Below are 17908 nucleotides of genomic sequence, written 5' to 3'. Positions count from 1 at the left end.
TTAACGTTATGAGTCATTGAAACATTGTGTTTATTTTCTTACTCAAAGATTCATAACTTAAATGAAAAGCCGATAGCAATTGTTTTAACGGGGATTTCTGCAATTTCTGTTTTTTCAAAGTCTAATGTCACGGCCATTGTTTTACTAATACCATAACCAAATCCGAAACCTGTCATTAACGAAACACCGCGATCTTTTGCTTCAGTAACAGTCACCACTTCATCTTCTGCCACATTCAATGATGCGTATTTGTTATCCCAACCTATAGCACCTAATTGTGCCCTTATAAAAACATCATCGGTCAATGAATAAGAGCCAATTGCACGAATGTCTATTCCTAACGTACTGAAATTGCCTTTATGATGTGTTGTAGTTTTAGTTGTTTTATCTGCATTGATAATTTTTTCAGTAACAGCAAAGTCTGGTTTTGCAAACTGAGATAAGCCAGCTTCAACAGCGATATATTCATTAAAATTAAAGCCCGTAAAAATACGCACACCTATGCCAGATTTACTTTCTTTATATTTTTTAGGATCATCAAAAACAGTTTGTGGGTTCGATTGAAACTGAATTTCGTCAAAATTACTTTTCTGTAATGCAGCGCCAAAATAGCTAAATGTATTTTTATCATTTGCTGAAGCTAAACTTGAAGTAAGTACGTACATACTGAAAAGAATGATATTAATGAACTTCACTAAATTATGTCCTTATAATCGAATTTTGGAAGCTGAATATAACAGATACATCAATTAAATCTATGTTTATTATGAAATTTAATATCAAACGAATATTAAATAGCCTTTATTTCCCAAGACTGTTAATTTAACTATACTCAAATGAATTTTCATTGCGGTCTTTAAGAATTTTAAAAATGAATTGATTACTTACCCTATTGTGTATTTTCATATTCTTTTGTGCTTCAACGCAAGCAAGAAATATACGTCTTGCCGTTGGCCCTGATCATAGTCGAATGATCGTCAATAACTACCCTTTATATCGTGCTAGTTGGCTTTTTTTAACTCAAGCTTTGAGAAAATCAGGCCATACAGTAAGTGTCGTGTCTCAACCTTGGTCAAAAGCTTTATCTACAGTACAAGAAGGTAAACTTGATGGGCTATTTTTAGCGGCGAATCTAGTGGGTAGTAAAGAATGGGCGGTACTAAGCAGGCCTTTAGGCTACGATTATTTTGGTTTTTTTGTTAATTCAAACTACCAAAGTTCAGGTAATAAAATCGCTTCGGTAAGAATTAATAATTTAGATCAAATTCTTTCATCAAAGCAGCAAAACAACTTAATACAAGTACCCACTGCTCAAAGAGGCTTGCAGCTTTTAGCTAAAAATGAAATTGATAAATTTATTTTAGCTCGAGGTTATGGAGAATATTTAATAAAAAATGAGCTAAAATCTATATCGAAATACATTCATTTTCAAGAACAAGGAGCAGAAAAAAGATCTGCTCATATCGCATTATCAAAACAGAACCTAAGTTATAAAATCCTAAAAGAGATCATAGACAAAGCAATATACCAAGGTATAAAAGAAGGAGATTATGAAAAAATAATGAAAGAAAACAAATTACCCACAGATATGTGGATAGCCCTTTAATCCCTTAATATCAAAACTTACTCTGCTATTTCTGGTAATCATTACCACTTATGATAAATTCCCAGAATAAAAATAAAACTGCTATTCATCATCCATGACAACATTACCCAAATGTATTAAAACCTCGCAAAAAAGCATAAGCCATTATTTAGGTCGCTTTTTATTAAAACTCTTAGGCTGGAAGGTTTCAGGTGAATTCCCTCAAACATCTAAATTTGTTGCAGCTGTCGCGCCTCATACATCAAATTGGGATTTTATAATTGCCATTGCTGTTAAGTTACAATTGGGCATTACGATTCGGTTTTTAGGTAAAAATAGCATTTTCTTTTGGCCATTAGGACCGATATTAAAAGCTTGGGGTGGTATGCCCGTTGATCGTAGTTCGCCCCATGGTCTTGTTTCACAAGTCAAAAAGCAATTTGATAACAACGAACATTTGGTATTGGGTCTTGCTCCTGAGGGCACCCGTAAAAAATCTAAAGAATGGAAAACTGGATTTTTACATATTGCACATAATTCAAATGTGCCTGTGGTTCCTATGGCGCTCGATTATAGAACAAAAACATTTATTATCATGCCTGCGCAACATATTAATGAAAATACTGAGCATGCGCTTATTAGCATAAAGTCTTTATATGATAAAAATATGGCTAAATATCCTGAGAATGTTTCTGGTTTTTAAATTTAAGTTAAACTTCATTAAGTGCTTTAAAGTGACTGATTATTGCTTGCATCAATTCACTTTGAAGCTGAAACGTCTCGTCTCCACCATTTGATAATATAGCCACTTCGAAATCATATTTTGGATATAAAAATAATTCAGATTGATAACCATCTTGTGAACCACTATGTGCAAAAAATGGTTCGTTACCCCAGCCAATAATCCATCCTAATCCATATAAGCCATCTTCTCCCAAATCAGAATGCACCTGAGTCATATTATCTAACGAACTTTTACTCACTATTTTTTCTTGTTTGAGCGCGGTGATAAAATTATCTAGATCATTAATGCTACTAACTTGCGCCATCGCACCCGTTGTATATTGCTCGATATTAAAGAACCTAGTTGTTTTTGCATAATTTAGCGCACTGGCAGGCTTTAAATGTGTATGTTCGTCAACAATATAGCTCTGCTTCATATTAGCGGGCATAAAAACATGTTGTGCCATATATTCATTATAATCTTGGTCACTCACGTGCTTTACTATCTCAGCAAGTAAAACATAACAAGTATTACAATAAACCGCTTTGTCTCGTTCTAATTTTGATACTTGTAAATCGTCTTGCTGTAAATAAGATAATAAAGTGCTATTTGTTGCATTATTAGCTAAATGAAGATTATTAAATGCAAAAAAATCTTTTGATAAACTGACTTTATGAGAGAGTAAGTCTTTAATGTTAATATCAGCCCAGTTATTCGGCAAAGATGCAAGATGTTGTTTAACATTATCGCTGAGCGATAGCTGACCAGACTCAACTAAAGTCATTATAGACAAAGCTGTAAAAGTTTTACTAATAGAGCCAATTCTAAATGCGGTATTTTCAGTAATGACACAGCGCTGATTAGCAAGACCTTTGCTTGTTTTAATTAAGGTTTTATTTTTATGTTTTACTAATACACTCAATCCTGGTTTTGTATCTTTTTGCTTATTAATAATTGCGGAAAGTTTTGCTTTCAGAGATAAGCTATTCTCATCAACTTTGCTAGTTGTACTACATCCCATCAAGCACAATAAAAATATAACGACAAGATACTTGTTCATAAATAACCATAAAATAGGAGTATTAATAAAAGGTACATTGAATTCAGAAAAAATACATAAGATAATACCTAAATAGCAGATGGTTTTGGTAACAAAATAATTCTAAACATAAAAAAGCGCTTAAAGCGCTTTTTCAATTAAGTAAATTAACTACAACTATTTAGCATCTACAATATGAACTTGCGTATTTGTTTTTTCAAACAGTTCAATAAATTCTTGAGGGATGCCGCTATCTGTTATTAAAATATCAATCGCATTTAATTGTAGAATTGAATGAAGTGAACGGCGGCCAAATTTAGAAGAGTCTGTTACCACTATAATCTGATCTGCATTATCACACATCGCGCGGTTAAAACTGGCCTCAGGTTCATAATGTGTGCTTATACCGCTTTTTAAATCTATACCATCAACACCTAAAATAACTTTATTAAAATTATAATCATTTAAAATATCTTCTGCATGAGAGCCATAAAAAGACATAGACTTTTTACGTAACTGACCGCCGGTAATTAATACATCACAATTTTCAAAACCTGCTAATTCATTGGCTATATTTAAGCCGTTAGTCATCACTATTATGTCTTTATGCTTGCCTAAACAACCTGCAACTTCTTCAGTGGTAGTACCTGAGTCTAATAAAACGGCATCGCCATCATTAATAAATTGTGCGACAGCTGCACCTAACTGTTTTTTAATTTTATGGTTTTCTTTATGCTTCTCTTTTACAGATAACTCTTTGGTTAAACGTGTACTTGCAACAGCACCACCACGCGAGCGTACAATCAATCCTAATTTATTTAATTCATTTAAGTCATGTCGAATTGTTACCGTTGAAATATCGAATTCTGTAGCTAATTCTTTTACGGATACATTACCAAGCTTTTGTGTTCTTAATACAATTTCATGACGTCTTTCTATTGTGCTTAGCATTTTAATTACTCTGGTTATTTTTATTATTTAAAAATGTTGCTTAAGCTTAACATAGTTAATCACTTTATTTATAAAAACTTCCATTTTGTCAAATATGAAAGGATTTCAGCTAAAATTTATATTAATTATATAGTAATGAAACAAAACGAAAATTTCGTACAAACTAAACCTACTTAAAAAATGGCTAATAACACCTTGAATATAACGAAATACTTACAACTGTCGTATAACTGTCGTAAGCTATTCGTAAAACAATCTCACTTCATCATGCAGTATTTTTCTGTCTTCACACATTTAGTAAAAGGTATTTATTAAAGTTAATGCACATTTAATTGTCGAGTTACGACAACAAAAATCATGCTCACAAGATGAATTAGCTATCGCTTGAGGACTTAATTTACGAACTATTCAGCGAATTGAAAATGCGGGCTCTGCATCATTGCAATCAAAAAAAGCACTTGCCTCAGCATTAGTCATAGATATTTTAGAACTTGAATATAAGGAATTACCTCAGATGAAAAAATACGAATATAAAACATTAGAAATAGACAATAAAGAAGGTTTTTTAACCGGGCTTAAAAAAATGCCTGATTTAGCAGAGATTTTCAATAAAGAAGGTCAAAAAGGTTGGCTTGTTATTCAGGTATTAACCCCAGATTTAGCCCAAGGAAGATAGTCGGTTAAAACAGGAAGTTTTGTTGTTTTATTACAAAGAAAGCTCCCCTAATAACATAAGCAAGAGCTATCAGGCTGAGAATAAAAAGTCCCTCTCTAATATAAAAGAGCCTGATGACTGGCTAAGTTTGAAATTGTGATATGTAATGCTTTAAATTTCTCATTAAGAATTTCAATACTAACCAGTTCATCAGATAAATCCGGTGATTCAATATTATATTGTGTAACTATCTTATCGATCTCTTTAGTTCTTAGGTCAGCCATATCAGAATAAGTTTCTAAGTTTTCTTGTGGCATAAAAATATCTGATTCGAGTTTCTTCCATGGTTCGTACCATAAAAAATCTTGATAGAGTCAACTTCCCTTTCCCGATAGATAAAGATTTACCATTAAATTTTGATAAAAAAGATACTCTTTAAACATTGTTTTAAATAATGGTTGCATCGCATTTAACGCATTTTCTGGATTAATTGATGCGAATAAAGGTCTTGCATCTTGTGCTAGAGATAAGTTGATAGACTTTAGTTTTTTAGCTGAAGCGTTTAATGAATAAGCTAATATAAATTGGCGGCTTTGGTGTAAAACCTCATATTGTCTAACTAATTCATCTTGCCACTGTTTTACTTCTGGATCAGCTAAGGTTATATGGTTTTCATTAATAATTTTGATCGATTTATTTAACTTATTGCTACTGACAGTTAATTGTTTAAATAAAGCGTTTATCTCAATTAAATTCCAATCTGTGATGTCTTGGGATATAAGCGCATTAATCTGCTCATCTAAATTAAGAGGTTTATCTAAAAAAGCTTGTTTCACCATATATTGGGATTTAATTAGGAATAAAAGAGACTTTTTAACAAATAAAATGTTAGATAAAATTAACTTATATGCACAAGAAAATGACATAAATAGTGTATACGTTAAATCTTTTAATACACAATATCATACAGATGAAAGCTTAAAATCTGTGGTGAATTCTAAACAACAAACCGGATATGCTATTTTCTATCCAGCAATTAATTGTGATAACTCTTTGAAATTAACCCAGCGAGAATTTGATCAGTTTATAAAAAATAAATCTCCACTGGTATCAACACAAACTCAATCTAATTTGACTCTCGATTTCGAAGTTGAATCTAAAGCTCAAACATCTACTACCAAACATAGTACATCTGTAACACCACCTGTTCTAGCTGATTCTTTTGTTTCTAAAAATTCATTTTATGGATTTAGGTTAGGTATGGATAAAAAAGATGTGGAAATACATCAGACTTAGATTTAAACTCATCAAAAGACTCTTGTTTAAATACTAATAACTTATCAAATCAAACTATCAACAATATTAGATCTAATTATTTATTTAGATTTAATATTAAGACAAAAACAAAAACCTATTTAACTTCTTGTAATCAGCTTATAACCTTTAAACGAAATACCTTCTCAGAGCTATCTTTAATTGAAGAAATAAATATAAAGTCAGCGAGTTTAAATATTTTAGACTCATTATTTTCAAATATAACTAATTGACAGTTTTTAAATGTTGAAAAAGAAATGTCTGAGTCTCAAGTAGTTAAAAAGTTAAATATTGATGACGCCTATATGATGAATGATATTCTTGAGTTTTCAAACGATAACTGGCAAGGCTATTTTACCTTTAATGAAGATAGAGTGATCAGTGCTGAGTTAAGTTACTTTTCATCTGATGAATAATCTATCAATACTTTGATAATTCAGCAGCAGTGTTTATATTACTCAAAACACTGCTGTTTAAGCCAACGCCCTAGTTTAACGATATCCATTTGTTTCGCACGTGATTTTTTATAAACAAAATAGAAATTATCACCGGTTAATACTTCATGCATAGGAATGCGCACAAAATTATATTGCCTGTCTTGATCTGACATCAAATAATGATTCATTAAAGTAATGCCCTGATCATATCGGGCAGCTTCTGCTGCCAATAACATATGGCTAAAGTGATTTATTTTTGTATCACTTGGCATTTCAAAACCGCCTTGTTGCGCCCAGCGTCGCCAATCTTCAGCTAATTGCTCTCCTGGGAATAAATTTTGCACAGATAATAGCGGTTGAGTCCATAAGGCATCAGGTAAAGGTTTATCTTTTATTTGTTGCCAAAGTTTGTGACCACATACTGGATAAAGGCGCTCAGCATATAAAAACTCTACTACAAAATTTGTTTTTGGTGGGTCTACCGTAATAAAACAATCTGCTACCTGATCACTACATTTAGGTTCATCTGCCATCATATTGAGCGAGAGTTCTATTTCTGGGTATTTTTGTTTTAAGTCATCTAAACGGGGTATCAACCACTTAACCGCGACTGAGCTATATAGCGCTAAACGGATCTTACCTGTTTGTCCTTCTCTTATGAGCTGACTCGCATTAGATAAGTTACTTAATGAATGTGTTACTTCTTCAAAATACCGCTCCCCTACTTCTGTTAAAGCAAAAGAGCGGCCATGGCGACTAAACATAGCTTCGCCTAAATATTCTTCCAAAAGCTTTACTTGGTGGCTAACCGCACTTTGTGTGACGTTAAGTTGATCTGCTGCTTGTGAAAAACTATTCAGCCTAGCAACAGCTTCAAAACATTGTAATGCACGTAACGGAGGTAACTTCATTTAAAAAACTCATTATTAGTTTAACTCATACTAAAAGTATTTTAATCATTATACATAATCTATAGGTTTGCAATAAACTTCTCCTACTCAAATTGCAGAACAATTTTATAGGAGAGGTTTGATGAATAATATGACTGTTGGTTTAGCCATGATTTTACTTGTAATAGGTAATTTAATTGCCGTATTTTCTGATGCTTTGATCAAAACACTTTCTGAAGATATTGCTGTTTACCAATTTGTACTTTTTCGACAAATTACAGCGGCATTAATATTATTGCCTTTATGTTTTATCGGTAAAAAAACAGCTTTTAAACAAGGTTTAAAATGGCACGTGATCCGTGGTCATATTTGGTTAATAGGTGCTGTATTTATGGTGATTGCAATTAGCTCAATGCCATTAGCAACGGTCAATGCTATTTTTTATGCCGCACCTTTATTAATGCTGCCACTTGCTATGGTGCTATTTAATGAAAAGTTATCTAAACATGCTGTTGGTGTCGCTATTTTTGGTTTTATAGGCGTTTTAATTGTTATTCGCCCTACACATATAGACTGGGCTGCCATTGCAGCTTTAATCGTTGCATTCACTATGGCAGTAAATAATTTGCTAATAAGAAAGCTACCAAAGCAGCAAAATGTATTTCAAACCTTATTTATGACAAATATAGTCGGCATTCCAATCGCATTTGCTTTAGCTTTATATGAAGGAAAGCCCTGGGATTTTACACCTATGCTCACAGCGGCAGGTTCTAGTAGTTTTATTTTGATCTATGCTGGTATTTGCATCGTGGCTTATCGCTCTAGTGATGCAAGTAAAATAGCCAGCGCCGAATATAGTGGTCTATTGTGTGCAGTGGCTGTTGGTATTATTTGGTTTGATGAAATACCAGATCTAACCATGGCAGTTGGCACCCTTTTTATTATTGCACCTTTATTATGGTTAGCAAAAATAGAGTCAAAGAATAAAGGGCTTGTATCTTAGCGATCTGAAATGGGCATGTTTATCATCATGCCCAAGATTAATCATACAAAATTTCATTTTGTTGTTTTTTAGTTTCGCTTTAAAAATACAGGTGATTAAGCTTTTTACTCACCCCAGTTAAATGAAACATGCTTTTAGGAAAGTTATATTTCATAATATGATTAAAGCCATTATTAATGATGTAATAATCTTGCCCTTGGTTAACACCTTTTAATAAAACTTTATTACCATTTTCATGCCAATCTAATACACGAGTAATATCATAATCCAAAGTTGATAGTTTTCTTTCTAGTTTTTTGAGATTTATAAAAACTAACTTTTCATCGGCACTAAAAGCGATATTTTCTTCATTTGGTGACCATATTGGCGGGCTAATATATTCTGCATCGCCTTCATTCGCATAAGCAAAGCTTAGCTGTTCATTATGCTTTAAAAATATTTGCGTTTTACCCAATCGTCTTGAAACGATAAGTTGCTTATTATTCGTTAAACTGGGTATTACTATGAGATCTTGATGAATAGAATCAGATACTAATTTTTTACCATTGGTTTTAGTATCAAAAACATATAAGTCGGTATCTAAACTCGTTTCCGTTATTAACAACTGACCTTTGCGATTAAAATTTGGATAGTGTTTTTTTTGTGTGAGGCAATTTGTATAGGAAATACTTCACCATTTAAATTTAAAAATTGTGCTTTAATTTGTTTAATATTATCTACATGGCCTATTTTATTGATATCTAAAACAGTTTCTGTACCATCTTCTAAATTAATCTTAACTAATTGGCTTGCATCTGTTTTCACCAATGCAAATATTGATTTGTCAGTATTGGCATAATCAAAGCTAATACCTACATCATATTCTTTATACCAGTTCTATTAAGTTAATGATCTAATATAAATTAGGATAAATTTTCAAGAGCAAGGCGCTTGATTGAGCAATAGCTGGCTATTGGGATTGAAAGCAACACAGCTATTGTACATTTAGACTATTTAGATTGATCTCATATTTATTGGAATTGGTATTACTAACGATTCTTTGAGTTTTTTACCTAAATCAGACTCAATTAAAACCGATTTATTATCTGTATTTTTTTAATATAAATGATCTTATTTTCACTTGGTGAAAATACACTTTGAAATTCAGGAGACTGACTTGAGGTAATGATATTTCGATGTTGAAATTTAGCTTCAAATGGTTGAGGTTTGAAATATAAAAATGTACTCACAAATAAAATGAGGCTAACTAACAATAGAGACAGATCTCTATGAGTACACTCACATCTTTCTTTGAAATAACAATTTAGATACCGCATTACATATCGCTGAGTATCGTTTAAAGCTTTATCCAAACTCACAATTTGCTATGCGTACATTAGCTGATGTTTTTCATGCACAAAATAACCAAACATCGGCATTACTTTACATAAACAAAGCAATCAAACTTGCTAAATGCAAAATCCACTCACTATTAGCAGTCAATCCAAGCAACTTTAGCATCTGATCCAAACGATATTAGCAGGACAGTCCGAACAAAATTAGCCGAAAAGCAATTACTCGAACTACCGTTAAATTTCTCTGACTATGTTTCGTTATTACTTTTGGCTAAAAAACTGTTGCTGGCCTAAAGGAAACCAGCTTTCGCTGGTTTTAATTTGCTTTAATCACTTTGCTCCCAAAGAAGCCAAACCTTCGTTCAGTTCGTGAGAGGTTTGAAATCAAAAGAGAGTAACTCTCAAATACCATTACTCCCTTAATTTTATGTTAAATGTTATATTTTTAAGAGTTGTTTCATTCTATCTTCCAATTCTAAGATTACTTGTTTAGCCGAATCAACATCATTATCTAGCATTTTAAGAACTTCCATACAACGACTTTTAAAAGGTTCTGATAGTTTACTAACTGATAACAATAGATATTCTTTAGCTAATTCTTCTTTATTATTTAAAATAAGAGCAAACCCATAAATCATCTGTGCATGCTTATGCTCTAAAATACCTTTTTTGTTTTGAAGTTCCGTACAAAAATCAGCTATTGTTTTACATTCATGCGCTAAATATATGTTTTGCTGAATTATATTTAAAACTTTATCTGAAATATCTTTATCTGAAATATCTTTATCACTCAGTTCACTAGAATTAATATAAAATTTTGAAACATCCAAGCGATCACTGTAAAGCAAACTCAAATGTTCATTACAATCAAATAAGGGATATATAAAACGCCAAATATATATTCCGCGTCTGGTTTTTTCGATAAGAAAGCCACTGAGGATATGCTCTAATGGATTTACAAAAATATAATCCCCACTATTTGAAAAAGTAGGAAATTCTTTCAATATAAGTTTTGTTAATTTCTTTTTATTCATTATTCAACCTAGTCAACTTTTATCAGACTGAGGGCAGACCCATCAGGGATATGCTCAAAATAATTATTCGCTTCACCAACAGACATATAATTCCAAAATCCTGTTTTTAGTTCGAAGAGTATTTCAGGGTTAGCTATTGGGCCATATACACCATCTGCTCGGACTGAACCTTTCGTGCCATAAGGAACTAGAAGACCATTTTTGTATGATACTTCAGCATTATAATCGACTCCAAGTGCATCAACTTTATCAGCAAATATTTTATGAATGCCTGTACCCCGTCTCCAAGGTATCGCACATTCCCAATCACTACACGTACTATCATAAGAATTTGCAGCATCTTGAGCCACAAGTCTTAATTTTGCGATAACCCTAGCATGTTCAGGGTTAGCCTTTACCCACTCTGCTTTCTTTTTATTGCTAGTTTCGGCATTAAATAATTGTGTAAAAGCCCCTGTAACAGCACCATTAGCAAACTTGCCGCCACTGATAACTGAAGTTGTACCGCCTATTACTGATGCACCAACTATGCGATGAACTTTGTAATATGATAAAGCAGAAACATCACCCCTATCAATTGCAGCATTGGCACTATTTTCACCACCAATATCATTTAATAATGGTTTAAATGCTGACGCCACACCTGCCGAAACAAATCCATGCCCAAAGTTTCCTCCTTGAAGCTCTGCGCTAACACCACCTACCAAAGCATTAGCAGACACATTTGCTATCGAACCAGCTTCGCCCCAAGTTTTACTGGCTCCAATTTGTTGCAACGACCAAGACTGAGCATAAGAAATCGCCGCTGTCCTTAACCCTGCCCCTAAACTTCCCGTGACAGCATAACTCTGTAAACCATTATAAGCAGCTAAACATTGTGCAGCAGCAGTACCACAACCAATCCCGATCGCTATTTGCACTGCGGAATTCAGTATCGGAACCTTGGCTAGCGCCCTCAGTATATGGCCCGTACCAGTAACTTTCATCATGCCTTTAAGGAAAGACTTAACAAAATACCCGCTCGGATCGGTATAACTTAACGGGTTATTCCAAACATAAGTATAACGGTTATACGACTGTGAATTACTCGGTGCCTGAATAAACGGGTCTGCCTGCAAGAATCTCCCCAACGTTGGATCGTAGATCCGACCGTTCATATGAATTCCACAGAAGTTCGATAGAGTTAAAGAGCAATAACTAGCTAATAAATAAGCTTTTTGTAATTTATCAAATATATAAGATTATTCAATCTTACTTCAAAAATTTCCCTAAACCGAGCACTACTTAAATGCAGAAACACGACATAAATGTCGTATTTTTGCAATTGAAAAATGTCGTGTTTTTGTAATTGAAAAATGTCGTATTTTTGCATATACTAGAATTGTTGAAAAACGAGGTGTTATATGACTATTAAAAGCAGAATTAAGGTTAGAGTTTCACGCTCAAAGCGTTCTGTCTTTTTGCGTTCAGACTTTAAAGACATCGCCAATTATGATCAAGTAGGACGAATCTTACGTCAAATGGTTACTACTGGTGATCTTATTAAAATCGGATACGGTTTATATGTGCGTGCTCGTTTAAACCGTATTACAGGTAAGCCTATGCCTGATAACCCAGCAGGTGCTGATGGTGTACTCATTGAGGCAATGGAACGTTTAGGGCGTGACTACCAGTTTGATGCACTATCTTTATCGAACATGCTAGGTCAAAGCACTCAAATACCAGCCAAAGTGTTGATCAAGCCTAAATCTTCACGCTTTACGCGTAAGATTGCCGTAGGCTCACAAGGGGTAAATATTGCTGGATAGTTCACTGTTTTCAGATGTCGCTGATGCAATAGGTCTAAGTAACCCGACAATTGTTGAAAAAGACTATTATGTTGTTCAGCTTTTAAAGCTTATTCAGCAAGTCGAAACACCTTACCATCGTTTGGTTTTCTCAGGCGGTACAGCATTAGCTAAATCAAACATCAAAACATACCGTATGTCAGAAGATGTTGATTTAAAGCTCGTGCCAACGGATGATTTCAAATCACTCCCTTCTAGAAATGCTAAAAAGAATGTACGAAAGGATATTTACAATGCCGTCTGTGTATTAATTGATGATTCTGATATTTTCGAATTAGATTCAGATGTTATTCGCCGAGATGAATATCGTTATATGTGTTTCGATGTTAAATACCCCCAAGCATACCAACAAGCGCCATGTTTACGACCATATATAAAACTAGAGCTTATCGAATCAGAATTATTAAGTGGTTCTGTTAATCGCGAAATCAGTTCGCTATACAGCCAAACAGTTAGCGAGCCTTGTGAAATCGATACATTCGTGTGCGCTAGCATTATTGACACGCAAGCAGAAAAACTCATATCAATGTTACGACGCACTGCTAGCCATGCTCGTAACCATGAACGTCAAGATGATGAAACACTTATTCGTCATATCTACGATACCCATCACATTCAGTTAGAGTCACCTTCTGATATTGATGATTTAACAGTATTGGTAGATAAGGTAATACAAATAGACATTGCACGTTACGGTAATCAACACGTAGAGCTAGTCACTGCACCTGTTGATGAACTTAGGTATGGTTTAACCTTGCTTGCTGAAACCGATGAACATCAACAGCGTTATCAAGCGTATGTAGCCCCTATGGTTTATGCAAACAAACCTGTTACATGGGTAGATGCGTTTGCAAGCTTTCGCACGTTAACTCAAACCATATTGAATCGACTGTGATTAAGCCACATCTTGTAAAAGGGCTTTTTCGACTCTTTCATCCAAGGGTATATGGTTAGCTGGATGCGAGTCACCATAGACGATATGTAACTGCTTAATGCTGACTTTAGTATAAATTTGTGTGGTGCTAATGCTTGCATGACCCAAAAACTCTTGAATGTAACGAAGGCTAGCACCACCTTCTAACATATGGGTCGCAGCAGAGTGGCGAAACGTGTTACAGCTTCCCATTTCATCATACCCTGCGGCTTTGATATATTTGCTCGCCAAGCTACTCATGGCTGATTCAGTAAAAGGCTTTCCTACACTATTTAAAAATAACTGCTCTCCACTGTGAATGCGTATCAACTTAGGACGAATATGGTCAATATAATACTTCAGCCACATTAAGGTTCGAGGCGCGATAGGTACTTTACGATCTGAGTCACCTTTTCCCTTAAAAACCAGCAGTTCTCCTTTTTCAAAGTTGATATCACTTACGCGTAAATTAATTAGCTCCTTACGGCGTACGCCTGATGCGTAAAACGTTTCAAGGATTGCTCTATCTCTCATCCCCTTGTCGCCATAAAGTAAGGGGATTTCAAATACTTTAGTCACTTGATGCTTTTCAAGCACATTAGATGGAACACGCTTAGCTGCTTTTGGCAACTCAAGTCGGCCTAGCGGGTCAACATCTAATATCTCATTCATGTACAAGCATCGAATGAAGACTTTAATCGCTGTCATGATATTTCGAAGCGAGTTCTTTTGAATAGGCTCCCCTGTTTTGCCTTTGTAATTTTGACGTGCAAATAAACGATATTCATTCACTAAGGCTAAGTTAATGTCTTTTAATAAAACAACGTCATTCACAAGACACCACAACACAAAGCGTTCAAGCAAACACTTTTTACCATTAATGGTCGATGCCTCGATGTCATGTGAGAAACAATGGTCTAAGTAATATTGCAAGCCATCAACAAGCGTTAAAATTTCTTTCATTTCACGCATAGTGTTCTCCTAGACAGAACGAGCCTGACGCAACAAGCGATGAAAGCGTTTCTTCGCAGAGGCTTCGTGACAAAGCAGGTGATTAATATCTTGCCAACTTGGTAAGTCAGCAATACGGCATTTAATGCGCTGCTCAGCAAGAAGCTCTGCAATTTTTTGGGTTTTATCTTGGTAATACTCAGATAAGTTAAAGGCGAGCTTTACTAATTTGACACCACATGTCTTTAGATGCTCTGCATGGGCTTCATTAAAGTCGATGCTGCCGACCAGTGATAGCGCCTTAGTGTCACTCAATTGCATGGCGCTAACCGCCTCTAAGGGACTTTTACATAACAAAATACATTTAGGTTGAGTATGCAGGTAGTCCTGATTAAAGAGTAAATTTTCATTTGCTAAATAAAACGGATATATCGACGATTCCATTCGAACCGATACTGTCGAGATACGTCGGCCATATGCCCCTTTAATTTGACCGTTTTCAATAATTGGAAAAACAGCACAGCCTAAGCACAGTTGATGTCCTTTAGGAGATAAAAAACCAAAACGTTTTAATATTTCTCGAAATGCTGCTTGATTAGGCACTTGTTGAAACAATCGGCATAGCGATGTATCGGCAAAACCGAGCTTAAATTGCTTAATACTTGTATCGTTGAGGGCACGCCCCCTAAAGAAGCTTAACGCTTTATCAAGCTCAATGGCACGATACTGGTAGTGCTCATACAAAAATTCAATTTGCTGCTGCGTGTTTGTTTCAACCGTAGGGGTTGATAGTAAGGATAATTGGTTAAACCCTTTATGCTGCAATAAGTAAGAACTAATCATGATTCACCGCCACGCTCAGCAATCACTTTTCGGATAGATTCACCTTGCAGGTTGATTTTATGGCTATTATGCACAATACGATCTAGCACAGAATCGGCAATGGTTTCGTTGCCAAAGGTCTCGTGCCAAGCTGCAATAGGATATTGCGAGGTAATAAGCAAAGCGCCTTTTGATTCACGAAACTCAATAAGCTCGAAGAGTAAATGGCGTTCATTCTTATCCATTCTTGCATTACCCCAATCATCAATAATAAGTACATCAATACGACTGAGCTTTTTAAGTAATTTCATCAGTGTTTCTTCTTTTTCCGCAGCCACTAATTCCAAAAGCAAATGTGACAAACGATAAAAAATAACACTATGCTCTTTAGCAATGACTTCTTGAGCAATTCGGCAAACTAAGGAGGTTTTTCCTGTGCCTGTAGCACCAACTATCAAAATATTTTTATTGGTATCAATCCAATGACATTCAGCTAATTGATTGACTTGGTTAACCTTTAACGATGGATAAAGCGTGTAATCAATATCAGATAAAAACACATTGGTATATTTGAGTTTGGCTTGTGTCGTTAGTCTCCTAATCTTACGCTCAGTATTATTACCTCGTTGTGCATCAAATAGTTTTTCTAGAAATTCCAGCTTAGATTTGTCATCAATTTCATCTTGCTCTAATACTTCAACAAAGCCATCTAGTTTCAATGCTTTAGATTGAGATATTAGTAATAATAAGTTACTCATATTGACATCCAGAGTAGTAATCCTGACCTCGTAAATTTGCATGAGTCGTTTCACTAGCATCAGGCTCAACATCATATACGTTAGATTTCAAAATAAGTTCAATTTCTTTAACACTGAGCATGTGACATCGAAGGGCATATTCACAGGCGGCTACAAAAGCAACATCACCAAATTGACTATCAAATTTTTGTAATACTTGGCAACGTTTGCCTATTGGGTGAGAATGATCATGTTTAGTTTTGCTATATAGATGCTCAACGACTTTAACAACACAGGGCGCAATGGTTTTAGCCCATTCAATATAGTGCGATTTGGTTTTACTCTTCTGAGCCAAATGTTTTGGATGTAGGTGTTTATCAATCGAGACAACATTATTTTTACCTTCAATAATGTCATGAGTAACACGTAGCTGCCCTTTATGAAGTATTAACAGTTTTCCACCTTGAACACGCAACTCAACGTAATCATTTCGATATTCATAAGGCACGGAGTAACGATTGTTGTCATACCAAACAAAATAGTTTTCAGGTACTTTTACGACAGTGCGGTATGTTACTGGCTCAAATGGTTGTTTAGGTCGTGGCGCTAACTGGTGAGACTCATCTGAATAAAACAAGTCATTGGCACTAAGCCCAATACGCTGAATTGGGTTAGCGTTACGCTTTTCAACTTCCACGGCTAAATGAGCATTCATCTCATCAATAGAGAAGAACGTCAGGTCAGTATTCATTGTGGCAAACACGCTGTGGGTCAGCTCTTTTACACGATTTTCAGCTAACGGGTTATGAGTTGGTGTAGCAACTTTTGATGTATCGATTAATACATCATCATAGTGCTTAGCAAACTCACTTGCAGATTGACTTAGTTCAGCAACTAATCCTGCTTTTTTGACCATAGCCTTGGCATTATCACAATGAATGACCTCAGGAATACCACCAAAATAATCTATGGCGGCGATAATGGCCTTAATCCAACTTGCCGAACTCATATCTTTTGTCGTATAGGCAAAACGCTTTTTCGAATAACCCAAGGTTGCCACAAATGCGTAGGTCATCACTTCTTGATCACCTTTTGAGTAAGATAAGGTTGACCCAGCATAGTCAATAAACATAACTTCACCGGGGGCAAACTCTTGCAGCATCGACAAGCGAGTTTTCTTAATGTAAGTCGCTATAAGTTGATAAAACCGAGACCTACCATAAGCTTTGTCACCGTACTTTCGTTTATATTCACAATACTTAGTCCAAATCGTTTTACGATATTTTTTATGGGCTTTAATGCATTGCACAATAATTTCTTCAAAATCAGGCTCAATTTTGAAGCGTTTTGTAATAAAACACTTGGGGTATATTTGACGCTTTAGCTCGTCATCATCTAAGTCAGCAAACGATTCAGGCGTAATCTCTGACGCTAATAGCTTATTGCTTAGCACGTCCACGGTTTGCCGAGGGCAACCTGCTAACTTGCCAATATAAATATGAGATAAACCTTTGGGCAAAAGAAGTAAGCGAATGACTTCTCTTAATTTATGTACCTCAATCATACTCTTTACCTTTAAGTCATTAAAAATAAAGGCGCAGAAATCCCTAAATTATCTTCTAAGATAATTTGACAAACGGTAAAAATGTACGATGATTATAGTGTCTGCTTA

Annotated in this window: 22 protein-coding genes; 8 read left to right on the top strand and 14 right to left on the bottom strand. The window is 34.8% G+C overall.

Going from position 1 to position 17908, the window contains the following annotated elements; translation table 11 throughout:
• Positions 1–50 precede the first annotated feature (50 nt).
• Positions 51–695 (bottom strand): outer membrane beta-barrel protein, encoded by a 645-nt coding sequence (locus PSA_RS21260; RefSeq protein WP_127924070.1) that lies wholly within the window; start codon positions 693–695, stop codon positions 51–53.
• A 197-nt stretch (positions 696–892) separates the two neighbouring features.
• Between PSA_RS21260 and PSA_RS21255 the strand changes: the two genes are divergently transcribed.
• Positions 893–1606 (top strand): ABC transporter substrate-binding protein, encoded by a 714-nt coding sequence (locus PSA_RS21255; protein ID WP_042143452.1) that lies wholly within the window; start codon positions 893–895, stop codon positions 1604–1606.
• A 94-nt stretch (positions 1607–1700) separates the two neighbouring features.
• The gene (locus PSA_RS21250) at positions 1701–2288 is read left to right on the top strand and encodes a 1-acyl-sn-glycerol-3-phosphate acyltransferase (protein ID WP_042143454.1); all 588 of its coding nucleotides are present in this window, start codon (positions 1701–1703) and stop codon (positions 2286–2288) included.
• Between the two features lie 7 nt (positions 2289–2295).
• Here PSA_RS21250 and PSA_RS21245 read toward each other — a convergent pair whose 3' ends face one another.
• Entirely contained in the window at positions 2296–3369 is a 1074-nt protein-coding gene (locus tag PSA_RS21245) for a serine hydrolase (RefSeq protein WP_082305863.1), read from the bottom strand.
• Between the two features lie 156 nt (positions 3370–3525).
• Positions 3526–4299, bottom strand: coding sequence for a transcriptional repressor AgaR (gene agaR, locus PSA_RS21240; RefSeq protein WP_042143457.1), 774 nt, complete (start codon positions 4297–4299; stop codon positions 3526–3528).
• Between the two features lie 439 nt (positions 4300–4738).
• Between agaR and PSA_RS26615 the strand changes: the two genes are divergently transcribed.
• A complete protein-coding gene (locus PSA_RS26615; RefSeq protein ID WP_231665470.1) occupies positions 4739–4975 on the top strand; it encodes a DUF4177 domain-containing protein in 237 nt (78 codons plus the stop codon).
• 95 nt (positions 4976–5070) lie between these two features.
• On the opposite strand, the gene PSA_RS21230 is transcribed toward PSA_RS26615, so the two are convergent.
• Complete coding sequence (locus PSA_RS21230) at positions 5071–5271, bottom strand: hypothetical protein (protein ID WP_042143459.1); 201 nt, start codon at positions 5269–5271, stop codon at positions 5071–5073.
• A 57-nt stretch (positions 5272–5328) separates the two neighbouring features.
• Entirely contained in the window at positions 5329–5793 is a 465-nt protein-coding gene (locus PSA_RS21225) for a hypothetical protein (RefSeq protein WP_127924071.1), read from the bottom strand.
• Between the two features lie 46 nt (positions 5794–5839).
• On the opposite strand from PSA_RS21225, the gene PSA_RS21220 reads away from it, so the two are divergent.
• The gene (locus PSA_RS21220) at positions 5840–6250 is read left to right on the top strand and encodes a hypothetical protein (RefSeq protein WP_042143462.1); all 411 of its coding nucleotides are present in this window, start codon (positions 5840–5842) and stop codon (positions 6248–6250) included.
• A 275-nt stretch (positions 6251–6525) separates the two neighbouring features.
• Positions 6526–6684 (top strand): hypothetical protein, encoded by a 159-nt coding sequence (locus PSA_RS25490; protein ID WP_157575810.1) that lies wholly within the window; start codon positions 6526–6528, stop codon positions 6682–6684.
• Between the two features lie 38 nt (positions 6685–6722).
• On the opposite strand, the gene PSA_RS21215 is transcribed toward PSA_RS25490, so the two are convergent.
• Entirely contained in the window at positions 6723–7616 is an 894-nt protein-coding gene (locus PSA_RS21215; RefSeq protein WP_042143463.1) for a LysR family transcriptional regulator, read from the bottom strand.
• Between the two features lie 121 nt (positions 7617–7737).
• Here PSA_RS21215 and PSA_RS21210 point away from each other — a divergent pair, with 121 nt between their 5' ends.
• Complete coding sequence (locus tag PSA_RS21210) at positions 7738–8598, top strand: DMT family transporter (protein ID WP_042143466.1); 861 nt, start codon at positions 7738–7740, stop codon at positions 8596–8598.
• A gap of 79 nt (positions 8599–8677) precedes the next feature.
• Here the strand turns inward: PSA_RS21210 and PSA_RS21205 are convergent, their stop codons facing one another.
• The 4 genes from PSA_RS21205 to PSA_RS21190 form a co-directional block, all read right to left on the bottom strand.
• Positions 8678–9202: a hypothetical protein gene (locus tag PSA_RS21205; RefSeq protein WP_042143467.1), complete on the bottom strand. Its 525-nt coding sequence runs from the start codon at positions 9200–9202 to the stop codon at positions 8678–8680.
• Positions 9196–9402: a hypothetical protein gene (locus PSA_RS21200; RefSeq protein WP_042143471.1), complete on the bottom strand. Its 207-nt coding sequence runs from the start codon at positions 9400–9402 to the stop codon at positions 9196–9198. The genes PSA_RS21205 and PSA_RS21200 overlap by 7 nt, the downstream gene beginning before the upstream one ends.
• Before the next feature lie 967 nt (positions 9403–10369).
• The gene (locus PSA_RS21195) at positions 10370–10966 is read right to left on the bottom strand and encodes a hypothetical protein (protein WP_042143473.1); all 597 of its coding nucleotides are present in this window, start codon (positions 10964–10966) and stop codon (positions 10370–10372) included.
• Between the two features lie 8 nt (positions 10967–10974).
• Positions 10975–12123: an RHS repeat-associated core domain-containing protein gene (locus tag PSA_RS21190; protein WP_082305862.1), complete on the bottom strand. Its 1149-nt coding sequence runs from the start codon at positions 12121–12123 to the stop codon at positions 10975–10977.
• Positions 12124–12369: 246 nt separating this feature from the next.
• On the opposite strand from PSA_RS21190, the gene PSA_RS21185 reads away from it, so the two are divergent.
• Both PSA_RS21185 and PSA_RS21180 read left to right on the top strand, forming a co-directional pair.
• A complete protein-coding gene (locus tag PSA_RS21185) occupies positions 12370–12774 on the top strand; it encodes a DUF6088 family protein (RefSeq protein ID WP_042143476.1) in 405 nt (134 codons plus the stop codon).
• Entirely contained in the window at positions 12764–13708 is a 945-nt protein-coding gene (locus tag PSA_RS21180) for a nucleotidyl transferase AbiEii/AbiGii toxin family protein (RefSeq protein ID WP_197276864.1), read from the top strand. Before PSA_RS21185 ends, PSA_RS21180 begins: the two co-directional genes overlap by 11 nt.
• On the opposite strand, the gene PSA_RS21175 is transcribed toward PSA_RS21180, so the two are convergent.
• The 4 genes from PSA_RS21175 to PSA_RS21160 are packed head-to-tail and all read right to left on the bottom strand — an operon-like array spanning position 13709 to position 17800.
• On the bottom strand, positions 13709–14698 hold the full coding sequence (locus tag PSA_RS21175) for a tyrosine-type recombinase/integrase (RefSeq protein ID WP_052379858.1): 990 nt from the start codon (positions 14696–14698) through the stop codon (positions 13709–13711).
• A gap of 9 nt (positions 14699–14707) precedes the next feature.
• Entirely contained in the window at positions 14708–15520 is an 813-nt protein-coding gene (locus PSA_RS21170) for a hypothetical protein (RefSeq protein WP_042143478.1), read from the bottom strand.
• A complete protein-coding gene (gene istB, locus PSA_RS21165; protein WP_042143480.1) occupies positions 15517–16257 on the bottom strand; it encodes an IS21-like element helper ATPase IstB in 741 nt (246 codons plus the stop codon). Before istB ends, PSA_RS21170 begins: the two co-directional genes overlap by 4 nt.
• Positions 16250–17800 (bottom strand): DDE-type integrase/transposase/recombinase, encoded by a 1551-nt coding sequence (locus PSA_RS21160; RefSeq protein WP_042143483.1) that lies wholly within the window; start codon positions 17798–17800, stop codon positions 16250–16252. The genes istB and PSA_RS21160 overlap by 8 nt, the downstream gene beginning before the upstream one ends.
• Between the last annotated feature and the right edge of the window lie 108 nt (positions 17801–17908).

Source organism: Pseudoalteromonas sp. '520P1 No. 423', assembly GCF_001269985.1.
Taxonomy (GTDB): Bacteria; Pseudomonadota; Gammaproteobacteria; order Enterobacterales; family Alteromonadaceae; genus Pseudoalteromonas.
The sequence above is the reverse complement of the archived record's forward strand: the minus strand, read 5'-3'. Positions and strand labels throughout refer to the sequence as shown.